The organism is Streptomyces sp. NBC_00414, from assembly GCF_036038375.1.
Classification (GTDB): domain Bacteria; phylum Actinomycetota; class Actinomycetes; order Streptomycetales; family Streptomycetaceae; genus Streptomyces.
Genome location: NZ_CP107935.1, coordinates 3891247 through 3910585, shown reverse-complemented (window position 1 = coordinate 3910585; position 19339 = coordinate 3891247). Strand labels below are relative to the sequence as shown.

15 protein-coding genes are annotated in these 19339 nt (G+C 68.0%); 12 read left to right on the top strand and 3 right to left on the bottom strand.

Annotated features, from left to right (window positions below):
- Positions 1–203: 203 nt before the first annotated feature.
- The 6 genes from typA to OHS59_RS16715 all read left to right on the top strand — a co-directional run bounded on the left by typA (position 204) and on the right by OHS59_RS16715 (position 8784).
- Positions 204–2111: a translational GTPase TypA gene (gene typA, locus OHS59_RS16740; RefSeq protein ID WP_328494199.1), complete on the top strand. Its 1908-nt coding sequence runs from the start codon at positions 204–206 to the stop codon at positions 2109–2111.
- 448 nt (positions 2112–2559) lie between these two features.
- Positions 2560–3603 (top strand): ABC transporter permease, encoded by a 1044-nt coding sequence (locus OHS59_RS16735; RefSeq protein WP_328494198.1) that lies wholly within the window; start codon positions 2560–2562, stop codon positions 3601–3603.
- 102 nt (positions 3604–3705) lie between these two features.
- Positions 3706–5499, top strand: a complete 1794-nt coding sequence (locus OHS59_RS16730; protein ID WP_328494197.1) for an ABC transporter substrate-binding protein — start codon at positions 3706–3708, stop codon at positions 5497–5499.
- 98 nt (positions 5500–5597) lie between these two features.
- Positions 5598–6575 (top strand): ABC transporter permease, encoded by a 978-nt coding sequence (locus OHS59_RS16725; RefSeq protein WP_328494196.1) that lies wholly within the window; start codon positions 5598–5600, stop codon positions 6573–6575.
- A gap of 15 nt (positions 6576–6590) precedes the next feature.
- Positions 6591–7652 (top strand): ABC transporter ATP-binding protein, encoded by a 1062-nt coding sequence (locus tag OHS59_RS16720; protein WP_328494195.1) that lies wholly within the window; start codon positions 6591–6593, stop codon positions 7650–7652.
- Positions 7653–7665: 13 nt separating this feature from the next.
- On the top strand, positions 7666–8784 hold the full coding sequence (locus OHS59_RS16715; RefSeq protein ID WP_328494194.1) for an ABC transporter ATP-binding protein: 1119 nt from the start codon (positions 7666–7668) through the stop codon (positions 8782–8784).
- Between the two features lie 149 nt (positions 8785–8933).
- Here the strand turns inward: OHS59_RS16715 and OHS59_RS16710 are convergent, their stop codons facing one another.
- Positions 8934–9428, bottom strand: coding sequence for a hypothetical protein (locus tag OHS59_RS16710; RefSeq protein WP_328494193.1), 495 nt, complete (start codon positions 9426–9428; stop codon positions 8934–8936).
- Positions 9429–9695: 267 nt separating this feature from the next.
- On the opposite strand from OHS59_RS16710, the gene OHS59_RS16705 reads away from it, so the two are divergent.
- Complete coding sequence (locus OHS59_RS16705; RefSeq protein ID WP_328494192.1) at positions 9696–10088, top strand: VOC family protein; 393 nt, start codon at positions 9696–9698, stop codon at positions 10086–10088.
- A 4-nt stretch (positions 10089–10092) separates the two neighbouring features.
- Here OHS59_RS16705 and OHS59_RS16700 read toward each other — a convergent pair whose 3' ends face one another.
- Positions 10093–10677 (bottom strand): Uma2 family endonuclease, encoded by a 585-nt coding sequence (locus OHS59_RS16700; RefSeq protein WP_328494191.1) that lies wholly within the window; start codon positions 10675–10677, stop codon positions 10093–10095.
- A 254-nt stretch (positions 10678–10931) separates the two neighbouring features.
- Here OHS59_RS16700 and OHS59_RS16695 point away from each other — a divergent pair, with 254 nt between their 5' ends.
- The 5 genes from OHS59_RS16695 to OHS59_RS16675 all read left to right on the top strand — a co-directional run bounded on the left by OHS59_RS16695 (position 10932) and on the right by OHS59_RS16675 (position 16738).
- Entirely contained in the window at positions 10932–12575 is a 1644-nt protein-coding gene (locus tag OHS59_RS16695; protein ID WP_328494190.1) for a peptide ABC transporter substrate-binding protein, read from the top strand.
- A gap of 64 nt (positions 12576–12639) precedes the next feature.
- On the top strand, positions 12640–13563 hold the full coding sequence (locus OHS59_RS16690) for an ABC transporter permease (RefSeq protein WP_328494189.1): 924 nt from the start codon (positions 12640–12642) through the stop codon (positions 13561–13563).
- Between the two features lie 49 nt (positions 13564–13612).
- On the top strand, positions 13613–14614 hold the full coding sequence (locus tag OHS59_RS16685) for an ABC transporter permease (protein ID WP_328499232.1): 1002 nt from the start codon (positions 13613–13615) through the stop codon (positions 14612–14614).
- A gap of 5 nt (positions 14615–14619) precedes the next feature.
- On the top strand, positions 14620–15603 hold the full coding sequence (locus tag OHS59_RS16680) for an ABC transporter ATP-binding protein (protein ID WP_328494188.1): 984 nt from the start codon (positions 14620–14622) through the stop codon (positions 15601–15603).
- Positions 15596–16738: an ABC transporter ATP-binding protein gene (locus OHS59_RS16675; RefSeq protein ID WP_328494187.1), complete on the top strand. Its 1143-nt coding sequence runs from the start codon at positions 15596–15598 to the stop codon at positions 16736–16738. Before OHS59_RS16680 ends, OHS59_RS16675 begins: the two co-directional genes overlap by 8 nt.
- A 163-nt stretch (positions 16739–16901) precedes the next feature.
- On the opposite strand, the gene OHS59_RS16670 is transcribed toward OHS59_RS16675, so the two are convergent.
- Positions 16902–19190 carry an MMPL family transporter gene (locus tag OHS59_RS16670; protein ID WP_328494186.1) on the bottom strand — a complete coding sequence of 763 codons (2289 nt, stop codon included), beginning with the start codon at positions 19188–19190 and terminating at the stop codon, positions 16902–16904.
- Positions 19191–19339: the final 149 nt, after the last annotated feature.

Genomic DNA, 19339 nt, shown 5'->3' with positions numbered 1-19339 from the left:
CGTTCCCCGGGCCCCGTGAGGGGCGCGGGGAACGGCGCGGCAAGCCCCCGCCCACCCGCACTGTGAAGGCCGACCGATCCGGCCCGCGAAGCCCAAGCGGCAGCGCACCCGTACCATGGGGGGTAAGGCCGTGGCACGTTTCAGCCCGGCAGGGCCCCGCGAAGCGGATGGCCGTCAACTCACTCCGGGAGAAGCGCCTCAATATGGCCACGCGCCACGACATCCGCAACGTCGCCATCGTCGCCCACGTCGACCACGGCAAGACCACCCTGGTCGACGCCATGCTCAAGCAGGCCGGTGCCTTCGCCGCGCACGCCGCCGAGTCGCTCGACGACCGCATGATGGACTCGAACGACCTGGAACGTGAGAAGGGCATCACGATCCTGGCCAAGAACACGGCGGTGAAGTACCACCCGAAGGATGGCGGCGACGTCATCACCATCAACATCATCGACACCCCCGGCCACGCCGACTTCGGTGGTGAGGTCGAGCGCGGTCTGTCGATGGTGGACGCGGTCGTCCTCCTGGTCGACGCCTCCGAGGGTCCGCTGCCCCAGACCCGTTTCGTGCTGCGCAAGGCGCTGCAGGCCCGCCTGCCCGTCATCCTGTGCATCAACAAGACGGACCGCCCGGACTCCCGTATCGACGAGGTCGTGAACGAGGCGTACGACCTCTTCCTCGACCTGGACGCCGACGAGGAGCAGATCGAGTTCCCGATCGTCTACGCGTGCGCCCGTGACGGTGTCGCGTCGCTGACCAAGCCGGAGAACGGCACGGTCCCGGCCGACAGCGACAGCCTGGAGCCGTTCTTCTCCACGATCCTGTCGCACGTCCCGGCCCCGTCCTACGACGAGGAGGCCCCGCTCCAGGCGCACGTCACCAACCTGGACGCGGACAACTTCCTCGGCCGTATCGCGCTGCTCCGCGTCGAGCAGGGCGAGCTGCGCAAGGGCCAGACGGTCACGTGGATCAAGCGTGACGGCACCATGTCGAACGTCCGCATCACCGAGCTGCTGATGACCGAGGCGCTCACCCGCAAGCCCGCCGAGAAGGCGGGCCCGGGTGACATCTGTGCCGTCGCCGGTATCCCGGACATCATGATCGGTGAGACCCTCGCCGACCCCGAGAACCCGATCGCGCTGCCGCTCATCACGGTCGACGAGCCGGCGATCTCGATGACCATCGGTACGAACACCTCCCCGATGGTCGGCCGCGGTGCCACCGGCAAGGGCGCGGACGCCAAGGCCGCCGTCAAGGACCGCAAGGTCACCGCCCGGCAGGTCAAGGACCGTCTGGACCGCGAGCTGATCGGTAACGTCTCGCTGCGTGTCCTGGACACCGAGCGCCCGGACGCCTGGGAGGTCCAGGGCCGCGGTGAGCTGGCGCTGGCCATCCTGGTCGAGCAGATGCGCCGTGAGGGCTTCGAGCTGACCATCGGCAAGCCGCAGGTGGTCACGCAGGAGATCGACGGCAAGGTCCACGAGCCCGTCGAGCGCATGACGATCGACGTGCCCGAGGAGCACATGGGCGCGGTCACGCAGCTCATGGGCGTCCGCAAGGGCCGGATGGACAACATGTCGAACCACGGCTCGGGCTGGGTCCGGCTGGAGTTCGTCGTGCCGTCCCGCGGCCTCATCGGCTTCCGTACGGAGTTCCTGACCGGTACGCGCGGCACGGGCATCGCGCACTCGATCCACGAGGGTCACGAGCCCTGGTTCGGCGTGCTGACGACCCGTAACAACGGCTCGCTGGTCGCCGACCGCTCCGGCTCCGTCACCGCGTTCGCGATGACGAACCTCCAGGAGCGCGGTGTGCTGTTCACCGACCCCGGCACCGAGGTGTACGAGGGCATGATCGTCGGCGAGAACTCGCGCGCCGACGACATGGACGTGAACATCACCAAGGAGAAGAAGCTCACCAACATGCGGTCGGCCGCGGCCGACTCGTTCGAGGCGATCGTCCCGCCGCGCAAGCTCTCCCTGGAGCAGTCCCTGGAGTTCTGCCGCGACGACGAGTGCGTCGAGGTGACCCCCGAGGCCGTCCGTATCCGCAAGGTCAAGCTGGACGGCCGTGAGCGCGCCCGCTCCGCGAGCCGCGCCAAGCACGGCTGACCCAGCCCCGTCCGGCCCCGGGAGCACGCTCCTGGGGCCCGTGAGGGCCTTGTACGAGGCCTCGCCGACTGTTCACCGAAGCGCCCGGTTGTCCGCATTGCGGGGAGCCGGGCCTTCGGCGTACCCGCATGCCGAAAACGGCTCAGTTCGGACAACGACGGAAAGGGTGCGGCGCCGTTCGCATATCGGTCAATGCCCAATCAAGTTTCGGACACGTAAACGAAATTTTATTGATAGATGACCGAATTGCCGGAATCTGATCTCACCTGTCAAGCGCGCGTAGGTGTCATTCTCTGCAATTTTTGCTCAAAATTTCGACGGTAGGGAGATCCCTATGTCTTCCGCCCTTGACGCGCGTTGACCCACTTGGTGAAAGTTCCCTGAAACCACAGAACCTGCCGGTATCTGTGCTGCGCTCAACTCTCCATCCCCCGGGGGAAGAACAAAGATGACCAGTCCAACCAAGGCCGAGGGCTCCGGGCCGTCGATCGCCTTGGACCCCGAGCTTGAGCCGAACGTCGAGGCCGCCAAGAGCCGAAAGCTCGTGGGGCGTTCCCCCGGGCAGTTGATGTGGCAGCGCTTCAAGCGTGACCGTACTGGCATGTTCTGCGCCGCGGTAGTGATTTTCTTCTTCGTGGTCGCTCTTCTGGCACCGGTGCTGACGGCCATCAGCGGTACCGACCCGTACACGCTGTACGGCCAGGACCCCACCTACGCGGACTCCCCCGTCCTCGACGAGTTCGGGCTGCCGCTGGGCTACCTCGGCGGTGTCTCGGGTGAGCACTGGTTCGGCGTCGAGCCGCAGTACGGCCGTGACCTGTTCTCCATGCTGATGTACGGCATGCGCACCTCGCTGTTCATGGCGCTCGGTGTGACCGTCCTGGTGATGCTCAGCGGTGTCCTCATCGGTCTCGTCGGCGGCTACTTCGGCGGCCGTACCGACTACTGGATCGGTCGCGTCACCGACTTCTTCCTCTCCTTCCCGCAGCAGTTGTTCTTCATCGCGTTCATGCCCGTCGTCACAGCGTTCTTCGTGGATCCCCAGGAAGAGACCCCCACGTACTTCCGGGCGGTTGCCATCCTGATCGTGCTGTGGGTGCTGGGCTGGATGGGAATGGCGCGGCTCGTCCGCTCCACCGTCCTGTCCCTGCGCGAACGGGAGTTCGTGGAGGCCGCCAAGGTCTCCGGGGCCTCGCCCTGGCGGATCGTCCGCAAGGAGATCCTGCCGAACGTGGTCTCGCCGATCCTGGTGCAGTTCACGTATCAGCTGCCCAGCACCATCCTCACCATCGCCTTCCTCTCCTTCGCGGGAGTGGGCTTCGTCGAGCCGACTCCGGACTGGGGGCGCCTGTTCGCCGCCGGCGCCAAGTACGCGGAGCAGGACCCGGCCTTCATGTTCTTCCCGGGCATGGCGTTGGTGATCTTCATCCTGTGCTTCAACCTCCTCGGAGACTCCGTACGGGATGCCTTCGACCCCAAGTCCGGGCGCTGAACCGTCCATTGGTGGGGGGTGACTGCCGCCCCCGCGTCGGCCTACCAGCCGCGTCAGGCAGTACTCATGGATAACAACCGACAGGTAGGTGCTTACACCGTTATGAAGTCGCTCACCTCGCGCAGAGCCAGAGCCATAGTGGTCGCCGTCGCGGCCGGGTCCCTCGCGCTCACCGGATGCTCGGAGAACAAGGGCACCAGTTCGGGCAAGGACTCGAAGAAGGACCAGAAGGAAGCCTCGACGCAGTCGAAGGCGGTCACCTACGCCGACGCCGCCGCGTCGAACGGTCCCGCCGAAGAGGTCGCCGGTGCCAAGAGCGGAGGCACGATCCAGGTCTACCAGGAGGCGGGCCTCTCGCACCTGGACCCGGGCCAGATCTACGTCTCCGACGCCGGCCAGGTCGCCAACCTGCTCTTCCGCGGTCTGACCAACTTCGAGGAGGACGGCAAGGGCAACGTCTCGGTCGTCGGCGACCTCGCCACCGACTCGGGCAAGTCCTCCGAAGGCGGCAAGACCTGGACCTTCACGCTGAAGGACGGGATCAAGGACGAGAACGGCAACGTCATCACCTCGGCCGACATCCGCCACTCGGTGGAGCGCCTGTACGCCGAGTTCATCTTCGACGGGCCGACCTACCTGCAGACCTGGCTGAGCGGCGCCAAGTACCGCGAGGCGCTCCCGGACGGCGGCTTCGGCAAGAAGCACCTGCCGGACTCGGTCCTGGAGACCCCGGACGCGAAGACCGTCGTCTTCCACTTCGACACGGCGCGCCCGGACCTTCCGCAGACGCTCGCCATGCCGGGCTACTCCGTCGTCACGGAGAAGACCGACACCAAGGCGAAGTACGACAAGGCCCCGGTCTCGACCGGTCCGTACAAGATCTCCGAGTACAAGGTCGGCAAGGCCCTCAAGCTCGTCAAGAACGAGAACTGGGACCCGAAGACCGACTCGGTGCGCCACCAGTACGTGGACGGCTTCAACTTCGACTTCGGTGTCACCGAGTCGACCCAGACCAAGCGTCTGATATCGGACCAGGGTGCGGCCAAGAGCGCCATCCAGTTCACCGGCGGTGTGGACGCCACCCAGATCCAGGACGTCATCGGCGACCCGGAGGTGAACAAGCGCACGATCAAGGGCTACCAGCCCTACGTCATGACGCTGACGTTCAACCTGGACCGCGTCAAGAACAAGACGGTCCGTGACGCCGTCACCTACGCGATCAACTCCAAGTCCCTGATCGCGGGCGAGGGTGGCGCGTACGGCGGCGACGTGGCCCCGAATCTGTTCGCCCCGACCCTGCCGGGCTACGAGGCCACCTACGACCCGTACGGCCGTCTCAAGACGCCGTCCGGCAACATCGAGAAGGCCAAGGAGCTCCTGAAGGGCGTTCCCGCCGCCGAGAAGAAGCTCGTCTTCGCCTACGGCAACACCGAGCAGGGCCAGAAGCGCAAGGTCGCCATCGAGGACGCGCTGGGCAAGGTCGGCATCGACGTCGTCTCCAAGGAGATCGACTCGGCGAGCTACTACGAGCAGATCGGCAAGCTCAAGAACCCGTACGACATGTACGTCTCGGGCTGGGGCCAGGACTGGCCGTCCCCGGGCACGGTCGTCACGCCGATCTACGACGGTGACCAGATCGCCGACGGTGCGCCGAACTACTCGCACATCAACGACCCGAAGGTCCAGGAGCTGATCAAGAAGGCTCTCGGCCAGGAGCCGACCGAGGCTGCCGCGACCTGGAAGGAAGCGCAGCACTACATCCTGGAGAAGATCAACCCGGGCGCCCCGCTCTGGTACACGAAGCAGTTCCAGCTCTACGGTTCGAACATCGGCGGTGCCCGCTACAGCACCGAGTCGAGCTACATCGACGTCACCCGCCTGTTCCTGAAGTCGTAACTCTCTACGGCTGATCGCGGGAGTGCGCACCAGGCGGAGCGCACTCCCGCGGTTCCGTGAAACCGCCCGCCGCCTCCGCAGAGAGCAGCCTCCCCGCCATGCTTCAGTTCATCTTCCGGCGCTCAGTCGGTGCCGTCGTGACCTTGTTCCTCATCGGCGCCGCGACGTTCTTCCTCTTCGTCGCCGCGCCGTCCGACTATGCCTCCCTGGCCTGTGGCAAGGACTGCTCGCCCGCGAGGCTGGAGGACATTCGCCACGCGCTGGGACTCGACCAGCCCATCGCGACCCAGTTCTGGGACTTCATGTCCGGGATCGTGGTCGGCCGTGACTTCCCGGACGGCCACTGCGCGGCCCCCTGCCTCGGACAGTCGTTCTACTCGGGCGACTTCGTCTGGGACACGATCATGGACCGCTTCCCGCTGACCCTGTCGCTGACCCTCGGTTCCATCGTCGTCTTCCTCGTGATCGGTCTCGGCGCGGGCATGCTCGCGGCCTACAAGCGCGGTTCCGTGACGGACAAGGTCGCCACGGGCGCCTCCATGGTCCTCAGCTCGTTCCAGATCTACTTCCTCGGACCGATCGTGCTGACGATCTTCGTCTACAGCACGGGCTGGATGGAGGACCCCAAGTACGTGCCGTTCACCGAGAATCCGGTCGACTGGCTCATCGGGCTGTCGCTCCCCATGATCGTGATGGCCACCATCTTCACGGCGCAGTACACGCGTATGGCGCGCGCCTCCATGATCGAGCAGCTGGCGGAGGAGCACGTGCGGACCGCCCGCGCCAAGGGCATGTCGAAGAAGTACGTCTTCTTCCGCTACGCCTGGCGCGGTTCCCTCATCCCGATCGTCACGGTCCTCGGCATCGACATCAGCGCCCTGCTCGGCGGTGGTGTGGTCACCGAACTGACCTTCTCCCTCCAGGGCATCGGACGCCTCGCCGTGGACGGCGCGGTCAACAAGGACCTCCCGCTGACGATGGGCGTCATGCTGTTCGGGGCCTTCTTCATCCTGATCCTGAACATCCTCGTCGACATCGTCTACGCGTACGTCGATCCGCGCGTCCGGCTCTCCTAGGAAGAACGAACCACCGTGACCACACTGACCAAGACCGAGGGCGCGCCGGCCCCGACCGGCCCGGAAAGCTTTCTCTCGGTCCGCGATCTGAAGGTGCAGTTCTCCACCGAGGACGGCATCGTCAAGGCGGTCGACGGCCTCTCCTTCGACGTCGAGCGCGGCAAGACCCTGGGCATCGTGGGCGAGTCCGGCTCCGGCAAGTCCGTCACCAACCTGACGATCCTCGGGCTGCACAGCCCGCGCAGCACGACCGTCGAGGGTGAGATCGTCCTCGACGGCAAGGAACTCGTCACCGCGCACGAGAAGGAGCTGGAGAAGCTCCGCGGCAACAAGATGGCGATGATCTTCCAGGACCCGCTGACGGCCCTGTCGCCGTACTACACGGTGGGCCGGCAGCTGTCCGAGCCGTTCATGAAGCACACCGGGGCCTCCAAGAAGGAGGCCAAGGAGCGGGCCGTCCTGATGCTGGACAAGGTCGGCATCCCGCAGCCCCAGGTGCGCTTCAACGACTATCCGCACCACTTCTCCGGCGGTATGCGGCAGCGCGCGATGATCGCCATGGCGCTGATGTGCGACCCCGACCTGCTGATCGCCGACGAGCCGACCACCGCGCTCGACGTCACCGTGCAGGCGCAGATCCTCGACCTGCTCAGGGACCTCCAGCAGGAGTTCGGCACCGCGATCATCTTCATCACCCACGACCTCGGCGTCATCTCGAACATGGCCGACGACCTGCTGGTGATGTACGCGGGCCGCGCCGTGGAGCGCGGCAGCGTGCGTGAGGTGCTGCGCTCGCCCAAGCACCCCTACACCTGGGGTCTGCTCAGCTCGATGCCGCGCCTGGACGGCGACATCCACGAGATGCTGTCGCCGATCCCCGGTACGCCGCCCTCGCTGCTCGACCCGCCCCCGGGCTGCCCCTTCCACCCGCGCTGCGCCTTCAAGGACGAGGTGGCGGGCAACCGTTGTGCCGACGAGCGTCCTTCGCTGGCCGACGGCCGTGCCGCCGCGTGCCACCTCACGGCCGAGCAGAAGCAGACCATCTTCATCGACCAGATCCAGCCTCGGCTGCGCTAGGGAGAACCGAGACATGAGCGACAACCTCACCCTCCCAGCACAGCAGGGTCCGGCCGATTCGGCGAAGGAGGCGCTTCTCAAGGTCGAGGGCCTGACGAAACACTTCCCCATATACGGCGGCTTCCCGATCAAACGCAAGGTCGGGGCCGTACAGGCCGTCGACGGGGTCGACCTGACCGTCGGAGTCGGCGAGAGCGTCGGCCTGGTCGGCGAGTCCGGCTGCGGCAAGTCGACGACCGGCCGGCTCATCACCCGGCTCCTGGAGCCGACGGCCGGCAAGATCACCTACGCGGGCCAGGACATCTCGCACGCCTCGCGCCGGCAGATGGCGCCCGTGCGGTCCGAGATCCAGATGATCTTCCAGGACCCGTACTCCTCGCTGAACCCGCGGCAGACCGTCGGCACCATCATCAAGTCGCCGATGGAGGTCAACGGGATCAAGCCCGCGGGCGGCGTCGAGAAGCGCGTGCGTGAACTGCTGGAGCTCGTCGGTCTCAACCCCGAGCACTACAACCGCTTCCCGCACGAGTTCTCCGGCGGCCAGCGCCAGCGCATCGGCGTGGCCCGCGCGCTGGCCCTGAACCCGAAGCTGATCGTGGCGGACGAGCCGGTGTCGGCCCTGGACGTGTCGATCCAGGCGCAGGTTGTCAACCTGCTGCAGAAGGTCCAGGAAGAGATGGGCATCGCCTTCCTCTTCATCGCCCACGACCTGGCGATCGTCCGGCACTTCTCGCAGCGCCTCGCGGTGATGTACCTGGGCAAGGTGGTGGAGGTCGGCGACCGCGACTCCATCTACAACCGGCCCCGGCACCCGTACACCCACGCCCTGCTGTCGGCCGTCCCCGAGGTCGCGCTCGACGACGAGCCCCAGGAGCGGGAGCGGATCCGGCTCTCCGGCGACGTTCCCTCGCCGATCCACCCGCCGTCCGGCTGCCGCTTCCGCACCCGCTGCTGGAAGGCGCAGGACAAGTGCGCGACGTCCGAGCCGCCGCTGGTCCAGATCTCCGGGAACCGTGAGGGCCACCTGACGGCGTGCCACTTCCCGGAGGACCCGACGACCGAGGCCCGCGCCGAGGACATCGTCCTCGACCCGGCGCTGAGGGCGCTGGAGGACGGGGCGACGGGCGCGTAGGCGGCGACCGCGAAGAACGATGGCCCGGGACCGGCTCCGAAGTGGACTTCGCGGCTGCCGGGCCGCTGTTCGACGGCTGCGACGAAAGGGCGGCACCGTCGAGCAATCGACGGTGCCGCCCTTTCGCGGTCACTGTCGCATTCGACCCGTCACAGGGAATACTTGATGATCCAGGTCATCTTCTTCTGATTGGCGGGCCGCTTACCGCACTTGAGGGCGGTCTTGCTCACGGCCTGCATGTACCCGCACTTGGTGTGCGCGATCGGCGTCTTGGCCCCGTTGTTCAGTGAGGCGAGACCCCACGCGCCCGTTCCCGCGCCGCCCTGGCACGCACTCAGGCAGACGGGCTTGTTCTTGCCGTTGTGGGCGAGACACGCGGCTCCGGCGAAGGTGGTCGCGCTGAAGTTGGCGTACTTCGAGGAACCGTAGTTGTTCCAGTGGAAGGCGTCCTTCTTCCTACAGGTGGCAAGAACGAACTTCTTCTTGTACCCGGTCCCCTTGACGCGCTTCCCGTTGTACTGGTTGACGATGTACCAGCGGCCACCGGCCTCGGCCTGCGCCGCAGGTGCGGGAGCGCTGACCGCCAGGCCGAAGGCCATGGTCGAGGCGATCGAACCGGCGAAGAGAGCCCTCTTGATATTCACTTTTCCCCCGTATTGAATGTTCTGCATTGCTCATTGCTCATTGCCGGGCCGGTCTGATTTCCCGTGCGTCAACATTTATAGTGTTGTTGATCGTGTTCTGTCATGTCATGTGAGGAACTTCTGAGGATGCTCGAACTCGGGCGCCGGGCAGGCCATTCGCCCGACATCTTCGAAGGGCGTCCGTGAAAACCGGGGGCGCCACCGGAAGTCGCGGCGGGGTCGAAAACCGTTCGACATCGGCAAAGGGATCCGCGAAAATCTCCGCCCATGACCCGAACCCCCGCACGGAACCCCGCCATCCACAGCATCACCTTCGACTGCACGGGCGATCCCTACGATCTCGGCCTGTTCTGGAGCGAGTTGCTGGGCCGGCCATTGGCCGACGACGACAAGCCGGGTGACCCGGAGGCGCTGATCTCGGACCCCGACGGAGGCCCGCGCCTGCTCTTCGTCCGGGTCCCGGAGGGCAAGACGGCCAAGAACCGCATCCACTTCGACCTGCGGCCGACGGGCCGCACCCGGGCGGCGGAGGTCGAACGGGCGCTCGCCCTCGGCGCACGCCTGATCGCGGACCACACGCGCCCGGACGGCGGCGGCTGGTTCCTCCTGGCGGACCCGGAGGGCAACGAGTTCTGCGTGGAACGGGGCGAGTCCGACTGACTCGTCAGCTCACGCCGTCCCCGGCCCTGCCATAGCGGCGGAAGTCCCCGGTCTCCACCTTCCAGGCGCTGAACGGCACCGAGTCCCCGAAGATGTACGCGTTCTTGTCCTGGTACCGGCCCTTGCAGGGGGCGGAGTGCACCTCGATCGTCCCCGTGCGAGGGTCGACGATCATGTGGTGGCCGATGCCCATCGCCGGATAGTCGGCCAGCTTCTCCGTGTAGTCGTTGTCCGGGTTGGACGGCGAGACGATCTCGACCACGGCCGGCACGCGTGTGGCGTCGACGGCGAGCCCCTCCTCGTCGGGGACGTCCTCGGGGATGACGACGGCGTCCGGACGCCGCATGCGTCCGATCGGCGGGTGCTCGATCTCGGGGCCGTTCTCGTACACGTAGCCGGGGTGGGTGGCGGGAAGCTGTTCGTTGAGCTGGTTGCGGATGCGGCGCACTGTCCCCTCGTGACGCTTGGACGGGCTCATCATGGCGAGGAAGGGGCCCGAGGGCCCGATCTCCACGTTCCACGCCCCCTCAAGGTGCTCGGCGAACCCCGTGAGCTCCTCGGTGATCGCGCGCATCTTCGCGTAGTCCATGCCTCCAGGGTAGGCGGCGTGCCGGCCGGTGGGGGTGGGCCGCGCAGCTTCCCGCGCCCCCGAAGGCGCGGGCACTCCGTGCCCCGTCAGGGGCGCGGGGAACTGCGGGATCAGTCCCCACCGGCCCGCATGCCGGCTACCGCGTGCACCCATGTGGCCCGGCAAATATGCGCTATGTGAGTTCTGCACCGATATTGGGCGCAAAGGTACGGCTCCGGCGCCGGAGCCGCAGCGCACCGATGAGGAGGCACTCCATGCGTGGAGCCACACACGCCCGATGGGCCGTATGCGCGACGGCGGCAGCCCTCGCGGCGACGGCCTGTGGGGGAGGCGGGGACGGGGGCGACAGCGGCGGCGGTGGCGACGGCTCCGGGGTCCTCAGTTCGTCGTGGGGCGACCCGCAGAACCCCCTGGAGCCCGCCAACACCAACGAGGTGCAGGGCGGCAAGGTCCTCGACATGCTCTTCCGCGGTCTCAAGCGCTACGACGCCGAGACCGGCAAGGCCAACGACATGCTGGCCGAGAAGATCGAGACCTCGGACTCGCAGAACTTCACCGTCACCGTCAAGAGCGGCTGGACGTTCAGCAACGGCGAGGCCGTCAGCGCCAAGTCGTTCGTGGACGCCTGGAACTACGGCGCCAGCCTCAAGAACAACCAGAAGAACGCGTACTTCTTCGGGTACATCGACGGCTACGACAAGGTCCACCCGGAGGACGGCGGCAAGCAGACGGCCGACACCCTGAGCGGGCTCAAGGTCACCGGTGACAACACCTTCACCGTCAAGCTCAACCAGAAGTTCTCGACCTTCCCCGACACCCTCGGCTACGCCGCCTTCGCGCCGCTGCCCAAGGCGTTCTTCGACGACCACGCCACCTGGCTGAAGAAGCCGGTCGGCAACGGCCCGTACACGATCGACTCGTACGCCAAGGGCTCCGTGATGAAGATGCGCAAGTGGGACAAGTACCCGGGGGAGGACAAGGCCGAGAACGGCGGGGTGGACCTCAAGGTCTACACCGACAACAACACCGCCTACACGGACCTGATGGCCGGCAACCTCGACCTCGTCGACGACGTGCCCGCCGCCCAGCTCAAGAACGCCAAGAGCGACCTCGGCGACCGGTACATCAACACGCCCGCCGGCATCATCCAGACCCTCGCCTTCCCGTTCTACGACAAGAACTGGGACAAGGACGGGATGGAGAAGGTCCGCACCGGGCTGTCCATGGCGATCAACCGCAAGCAGATCACCGAGACGATCTTCCAGAAGACGCGTACCCCCGCCACCGACTGGACCTCGCCCGTCCTCGGCGAGGCCGGCGGCTTCAAGGAGGGCCTGTGCGGTGACGCCTGCGAGTACGACCCCGCCAAGGCCAAGAAGATGATCGCGGACGGCGGCGGGCTGCCCGGCGGCCAGGTCAAGATCTCGTACAACGCGGACACCGGCTCCCACAAGGAGTGGGTGGACGCCGTCTGCAACTCCGTCAACAACGCGCTCGGCAACGACAAGGCCTGCGTGGGCAACCCGGTCGGCACCTTCGCCGACTTCCGCAACCAGATCACCCAGTCCAAGATGTCCGGCCCCTTCCGGGCGGGCTGGCAGATGGACTACCCGCTGATCCAGAACTTCCTGCAGCCGCTGTACTACACCAACGCCTCGTCCAACGACGGCAAGTGGACCAGCAAGGAGTTCGACGACCTCGTCGACAAGGCCAACGCGGAGACCGACCAGCCCAAGGCCATCAGCCTGTTCCAGCAGGCCGAGGAGGTCCTGCGGGACGACATGGGCGCCATTCCGCTCTGGTACCAGAACGGCAGCGCCGGCTACTCGGACCGGATCTCGAACGTGGCGCTGAACCCGTTCAGCCTGCCCGTCTACAACGAGATCAAGGTCAGCTGAGCCACGGGGGCGCGCACTTCGGCAAGAAAGCAGGCGCGCGCCCCCGCCTACCTCCGGAGCCCTCATGGGACGGTATGTGATCCGGCGTCTGCTGCAGATGATCCCGGTCTTCATCGGCGCCACCCTGTTGATCTTCCTGATGGTGAACGTGATGGGCGACCCCATCGCGGGCCTGTGCGGCGACCGGCAGTGCGACCCCGCCACGGCGACCCAGCTGCGTAAGGAGTTCGGCTTGGACAAGCCCGTGTGGCAGCAGTACGCGACCTACATGGGCAACGTCTTCACCGGCGACTTCGGCACCGCGTTCAACGGGCAGGAGGTCACCGAGCTGATGTCGACCGCCTTCCCGGTCACCATCCGGCTCACCGTCGTCGCGATCGTCTTCGAGGTCGTCATCGGCATCGCGCTGGGCGTGATCACCGGACTGCGCCGCGGCCGGCCCGTCGACACCGGCGTCCTGCTGATCACCCTCGTCGTCATCTCGGTGCCGACCTTCGTCACCGGCCTGCTGCTCCAGCTGCTGCTCGGCGTCAAGTGGGGCTGGATCAGCCCGTCCGTCTCCTCGGACGCACCCTTCGACGAGCTGATCGTGCCCGGCCTGGTCCTCGCGTCCGTCTCCCTCGCCTATGTGACCCGGCTGACCCGGACGTCCATCGCCGAGAACCGGCGTGCCGACTACGTCCGTACGGCCGTCGCCAAGGGACTGCCCCGGCGCCGGGTCATCACCCGGCACCTGCTGCGCAACTCCCTCATCCCGGTGGTCACCTTCATCGGCACCGACATCGGCGCGCTGATGGGCGGCGCGATCGTCACCGAGCGGATCTTCAACATCCACGGCGTCGGCTTCCAGCTCTACCAGGGGATCCTGCGCCAGAACACCCAGACCGTCGTCGGCTTCGTGACCGTCCTCGTCCTCGTCTTCCTGGTGGCCAACCTGCTGGTCGACCTCCTGTACGCCGTACTCGACCCGAGGATCCGCTATGCCTGAGCAGCCGACGCCGCCCGAGCAGCCGCCGCCGGACCGGCCCCTGCCCGCCATGCCGCCCGGGCCGCACCTGTCGGGAGGCGGCCGCGCCCCCGAGGACGGCGCCATCGCCGCGACCGGCATGGGCGGCGCGATGGACCTCGCCACGGAGGAGGGCGCCTCCCTGCAGAAGTCCCCGGGAGGACCCGACGGCACGGGCCCGCAGGACCGGCCCCGGTCCCTGTGGTCCGACGCCTGGCGCGACCTGCGGCGCAACCCCGTCTTCATCATCTCGGGGCTGATCATTCTCTTCCTGCTGGTCATCTCCCTTTGGCCCTCGGTGATCGCCTCCGGCAACCCCCTCAAGTGCGACCTCGCCAAGTCCCAGGAGGGCTCCCAGCCGGGGCACCCCTTCGGCTACAACGGCCAGGGCTGCGACGTCTACACCCGCACGGTGTACGGGGCCAGGGTCTCCGTCACCGTCGGCGTCTGCGCCACGCTCGGGGTGGCGATCCTCGGCTCGGTGCTCGGCGGGCTCGCCGGGTTCTTCGGCGGGGTGTGGGACGCGATCCTCTCCCGTATCACCGACATCTTCTTCGCGATCCCCGTCGTCCTCGGCGGTCTGGTGCTGCTGTCCGTGGTCACCAGCTCCACGGTCTGGCCGGTGATCGGATTCATGGTGCTGCTCGGCTGGCCGCAGATCTCCCGCATCGCCCGCGGGTCGGTCATCACCACCAAGCAGAACGACTACGTGCAGGCCGCCCGCGCGCTCGGCGCCTCCAACTCCCGGATGCTGCTGCGGCACATCACGCCCAACGCGATCGCCCCGGTCATCGTCGTGGCGACCATCGCGCTGGGGACGTACATCTCGCTGGAGGCGACCCTCTCGTACCTCGGCGTCGGGCTGAAGCCGCCCACGGTGAGCTGGGGCATCGACATCTCCTCGGCCTCCCAGTACATCCGCACCGCGCCGCACGCGCTGCTCTGGCCGGCCGGGGCGCTCGCCGTCACCGTCCTCGCGTTCATCATGCTCGGCGACGCGGTGCGCGACGCCCTCGACCCGAAGCTGAGGTGAGTGACGTGCTGCTCGAAGTGCGCGACCTGCACGTGGAGTTCAGGACCCGGGACGGCGTCGCCAAGGCCGTCAACGGCGTCACCTACAGCGTGGACGAGGGCGAGACGCTCGCCGTGCTCGGCGAGTCCGGCTCCGGCAAGTCCGTGACCGCGCAGGCCGTGATGGGCATCCTCGACACCCCGCCCGGGAAGATCACCGCGGGCGAGATCCTCTTCAAGGGCCAGGACCTCCTGAAGTTCAAGGAGGAGGAGCGGCGCAAGGTCCGCGGCGCCCAGATGGCGATGATCTTCCAGGACGCGCTGTCCTCCCTGAACCCGGTGCTCAGCGTCGGCGCCCAGCTCGGCGAGATGTTCACGGTCCACCGGGGCGCGTCCCGCAAGGAGGCGAAGGCGAAGGCGATCGAACTGATGGACCGGGTACGCATCCCGGGCGCGGCCTCCCGCGTGGGCGACTACCCCCACCAGTTCTCCGGCGGTATGCGCCAGCGCATCATGATCGCGATGGCGCTGGCCCTCGAACCGGCCCTGATCATCGCCGACGAACCCACCACCGCCCTCGACGTCACCGTCCAGGCGCAGGTCATGGACCTACTCGCCGAACTGCAGCGCGAGCTCAACATGGGCCTCATCCTCATCACCCACGACCTCGGCGTGGTCGCGGACGTCGCCGACCGCATCGCCGTCATGTACGCGGGCCGCATCGTCGAGTCCGCCCCGGTCCACGACATCTACAAGGCCCCGGCGCACCCGTACACGAAGGGTCTCCTGGAGTCGATCCCGCGGCTCGACCAGAAGGGCCGGGAGCTCTACGCGATCAAGGGCCTGCCGCCGAACCTGATGCACATCCCGCCGGGCTGCGCCTTCAACCCGCGCTGCCCCATGGCCCAGGACGTCTGCCGCACCGACGTACCGCCCCTGTACGAGGTGACCGAGGCGGGCCCGGGCCGTACGAGCGCCTGCCACTTCTGGAGGGAGTGCCTCAATGGCTGAGCGGAAGAACGGCGCGGTGGCCGAGCACCTGAACGCCCCGCTGGGCGAGCCGATCCTCCAGGTGCGCGGCCTCGTCAAGCACTACCCGCTCACCCGGGGGATCGTGTTCCGCAAACAGGTCGGCGCGGTCAAGGCCGTCGACGGCGTCGACTTCGACCTCGTCGCCGGGGAGACCCTCGGCATCGTCGGCGAGTCCGGCTGCGGCAAGTCGACGGTCGCCAAGATGCTGGTCAACCTGGAGAAGCCGACCGCGGGCGAGATCCGGTACAAGGGCGAGGACATCACCAAGCTGTCCGGCCGCGCCCTGAAGGCGGTCCGCCGCAACATCCAGATGGTCTTCCAGGACCCGTACACCTCGCTCAACCCCCGGATGACCGTCGGCGACATCATCGGCGAGCCGTACGAGATCCACCCCGAGGTCGCGCCGAAGGGCGACCGGCGGCGGCAGGTCCAGGACCTGCTGGACGTCGTCGGACTCAACCCGGAGTACATCAACCGCTATCCGCACCAGTTCTCGGGCGGCCAGCGCCAGCGCATCGGCATCGCCCGCGGTCTCGCCCTGCGCCCGGAGATCATCGTCGCGGACGAGCCGGTGTCCGCCCTCGACGTGTCCGTGCAGGCGCAGGTGATCAACCTGATGGACCGGCTCCAGACCGAGTTCCACCTCAGTTACGTCTTCATCGCGCACGACCTGTCGATCGTGCGGCACATCTCCGACCGGGTCGGCGTGATGTACCTCGGGCGGATCGTGGAGACCGGCCGGGACGAGGAGATCTACGACCACCCGACGCACCCCTACACCCAGGCGCTGCTGTCCGCCGTGCCCGTCCCGGACCCGGAGGCTCGCGCGCACCGGGAGCGGATCATCCTCTTCGGCGACGTGCCCTCGCCCGCGAACATCCCCTCCGGCTGCCGCTTCCGCACCCGCTGCTGGAAGGCCGCCGAGCGCTGCGCGATGGAGGTCCCGCTGCTCGCGGTGCCCGCTGAGTTCCGCTACGAGGCCGGCCCAGCCGCCCACGACTCGGCCTGCCACTTTGCGGAGGAGAAGCAGGTGGTGCCGCCCGAGGAGCCGGTGGAACCGCCGGGCAAGACCCTGGGAAAGTTCCCGGACGAGCCGACGGACGGGCTGAAATAGACTGACAAATACGCATCAACTTCGTTAACACGCAGGCAACTTGGCCGACCCGGCACCGATATACGGACGCGTCACTCTGAACAGCGTACGGCCGTGCGGGTGCCGTAGACCGGCCGGGGAGCGCCATGTCTCCCCGGCCGGTCGCCGTCCCCCCCCGGATCCGCTAGGGCCGCGCGGACCCGGCGAGTTCCTGTCGCGGCCCGTCCTCCACCTGCGGCTCCTCCCGGTCCAGGGACGAACCCTCCGTGTCGATGTCCGGCAGTACGCGGTCCAGCGCGCGGGGTATCCACCAGCTCGCCTCACCGAGGAGCCGCAGGGCCGCCGGTACGAGGAGCATGCGGACGACGAGCGCGTCGACCAGCACCCCGACGGTCAGGGCCAGCCCGATGGACGCGACCATCTGGTCGCCGCCGCTGAAGGCGAAGCCGGCGAACACCGACGCCATGATCGCGGCCGCCGCGACGACGACGGGCGAGGCCTGCCCGAAGCCCCGCACGATGGCCGCCCGGGTGTGGAGTCCGCTGCGGTGCGCCTCGTGCATACGGGCCACCAGGAACACCTGGTAGTCCATGGCGAGGCCGAACAGCACGCCCACCACGATCAGAGGCGTCAGACTGGCCAGCGGCCTGGCCTCGTCCAGGCTGACCAGCGCGCCGGCCCAGCCCCACTGGAACACCGCCACCGTCACGCCGAGGCCCGCGGCCAGGGACATCAGGAACCCGGCGGTGGCCAGCAGCGGCACCATGACGGAACGGAACACGAGCGTGAGCAGGAGCAGCGAGAGGCCGACCACGGCGATCAGATAGATGATCAGGCCCGACGAGAGCGCCTCGTTGACGTCCACGTCGACCGCGGTCTGGCCCGTCACCGAGACCTCGGCGCCCGCCACGTCGTCCATCGCCGTGCGCAGCGAGTTCACCAGGTCGTTCGTGCGCGAGTCGGTCGGGCCGTGGTCGGGGGTGACCGCGAGGAAGGCGATACCCGTGTCCTCGGCGCGCTGGACCGGACTGACGTCGGCCACACCCTTCAGCGCGGTGATCCGCCTCGCCGTGCCGGCCGCGGTGTCCGCCGCGTCCGGGCCTTCGAAGAGCACCACCAGGGGGTTCTGTTCGCCGGCGCCGAAGGCGTCGCTCACCGTGGTGTAGGCCGCGCGCTGGGAACTGGCCGGGTCGGGGCCGCCCGGGGGATCGAGTTCGGTCTTGAGCGAGAGGGCCGGAACGGCGAGCAGGGCGACGACGACGGTGCTGCCCAGCATCGTGAGGACGGGCCGGTCGACCACCACCCGGGCCCAGCGTCCCAGCAGGCCCGTCCCGCGCCTGCCGCCCGGCCCCCGCGCGGCGGATGCCGCCCCCGCGTCCGGTGCGGTCTCCGTGGCCGGTGTTCCGGCCGCTTCGGCCGCCGGTGCCGCGTACGCCGCGCCCCGTGCCGGGCGCTCCCTGCGCGGCAGCGCCCGGTGGCCGAGGGTCTTCAGCACGGCCGGTACGACGGTGAGCGAGGCGGCCACGGCCACGACCACGGCGAGTGCCGCACCGAGCCCCATCTCGGTGATGAACGCGATCCGGACGATCGCCAGCCCCGTCAGGGCGATGACCACGGTGGTCCCGGCCACCACCACGGAGGTGCCGGCCGTGCCGGAGGCACGGGCCACGGCGGCGTCGACGTCGGCGCCCCGGCGGAGCTCGTCGCGGAACCGCGAGAGGATCAGCAGGGCGTAGTCGATGCCGACGGCGAGCCCGAGCATCACCGCGATGATCAGCGTGGTGGACTGGATGCCCTCGCCCGTGGCCGACCACGCGAGAATGCCCAGGACGCCGACGACGACCCCGCTCAGGGCGGTCAGCATGTTCGCGCCGGCAGCGGCCAGCGAGCCGAAGGTCAGCAGCAGCACGACGAAGGCGACCACGACGCCGACGATTTCGGTGACGCCGGCGATCTCGGGCGGCCCGTCGTCCAGGGCCCCGCCGAGTTCGACGCGGTATCCCTGGTCCGTCAGGGGTGCCGCGGCCTCCCGGAGGTCGCCCTCGACGACGGCCTGGTCCGCCTCCAGGTCGACGGTGAGCGTCGAGACGGCGACCGAACCGTCCTCCGACACATAAGGACGGCCCTTCGCGTACGGGTCCGCGGCGGACTTCACGTCGGGGACGCCGGTGGCGCGCGAGACGAGGCCCGCGACCAGTTCCCGGCCCGCCGGCCGGGTCAGGGAGGTGCCGTCGGGCGCCTCCACGACCAGTATCAGTTCGCCGGCGCCGGGGTCCGCCTCGGGAAACGCCTTCTTCATCGTGGCGAGCGCGGTGGTCGACTCGGCGCCCGAGATGCTGAACTCGGCGTCGGAGAACTTCGCCCCGCTGATCGTCACGACGGTGAGGACGACGGTCAGAACGAACCATGCTCCGGTGACGACGAGCCGGTGACCGGCGCTGAACGCGCCGATCCTGGACAACAATCGGGACATCGGGACTCCTGCGGAAAGCGGTGCGCGGGCCGCTCGTGCGACCGGTGCCCAGCCTCCGCCGGGAGGTGCCCGGTGGTCGTCGCACAGCGGCGGTAGCGGATCTACCGCCGCTGGTGTACTTCCGGCTCCCCGCTTCTCCTCCGCCCGCA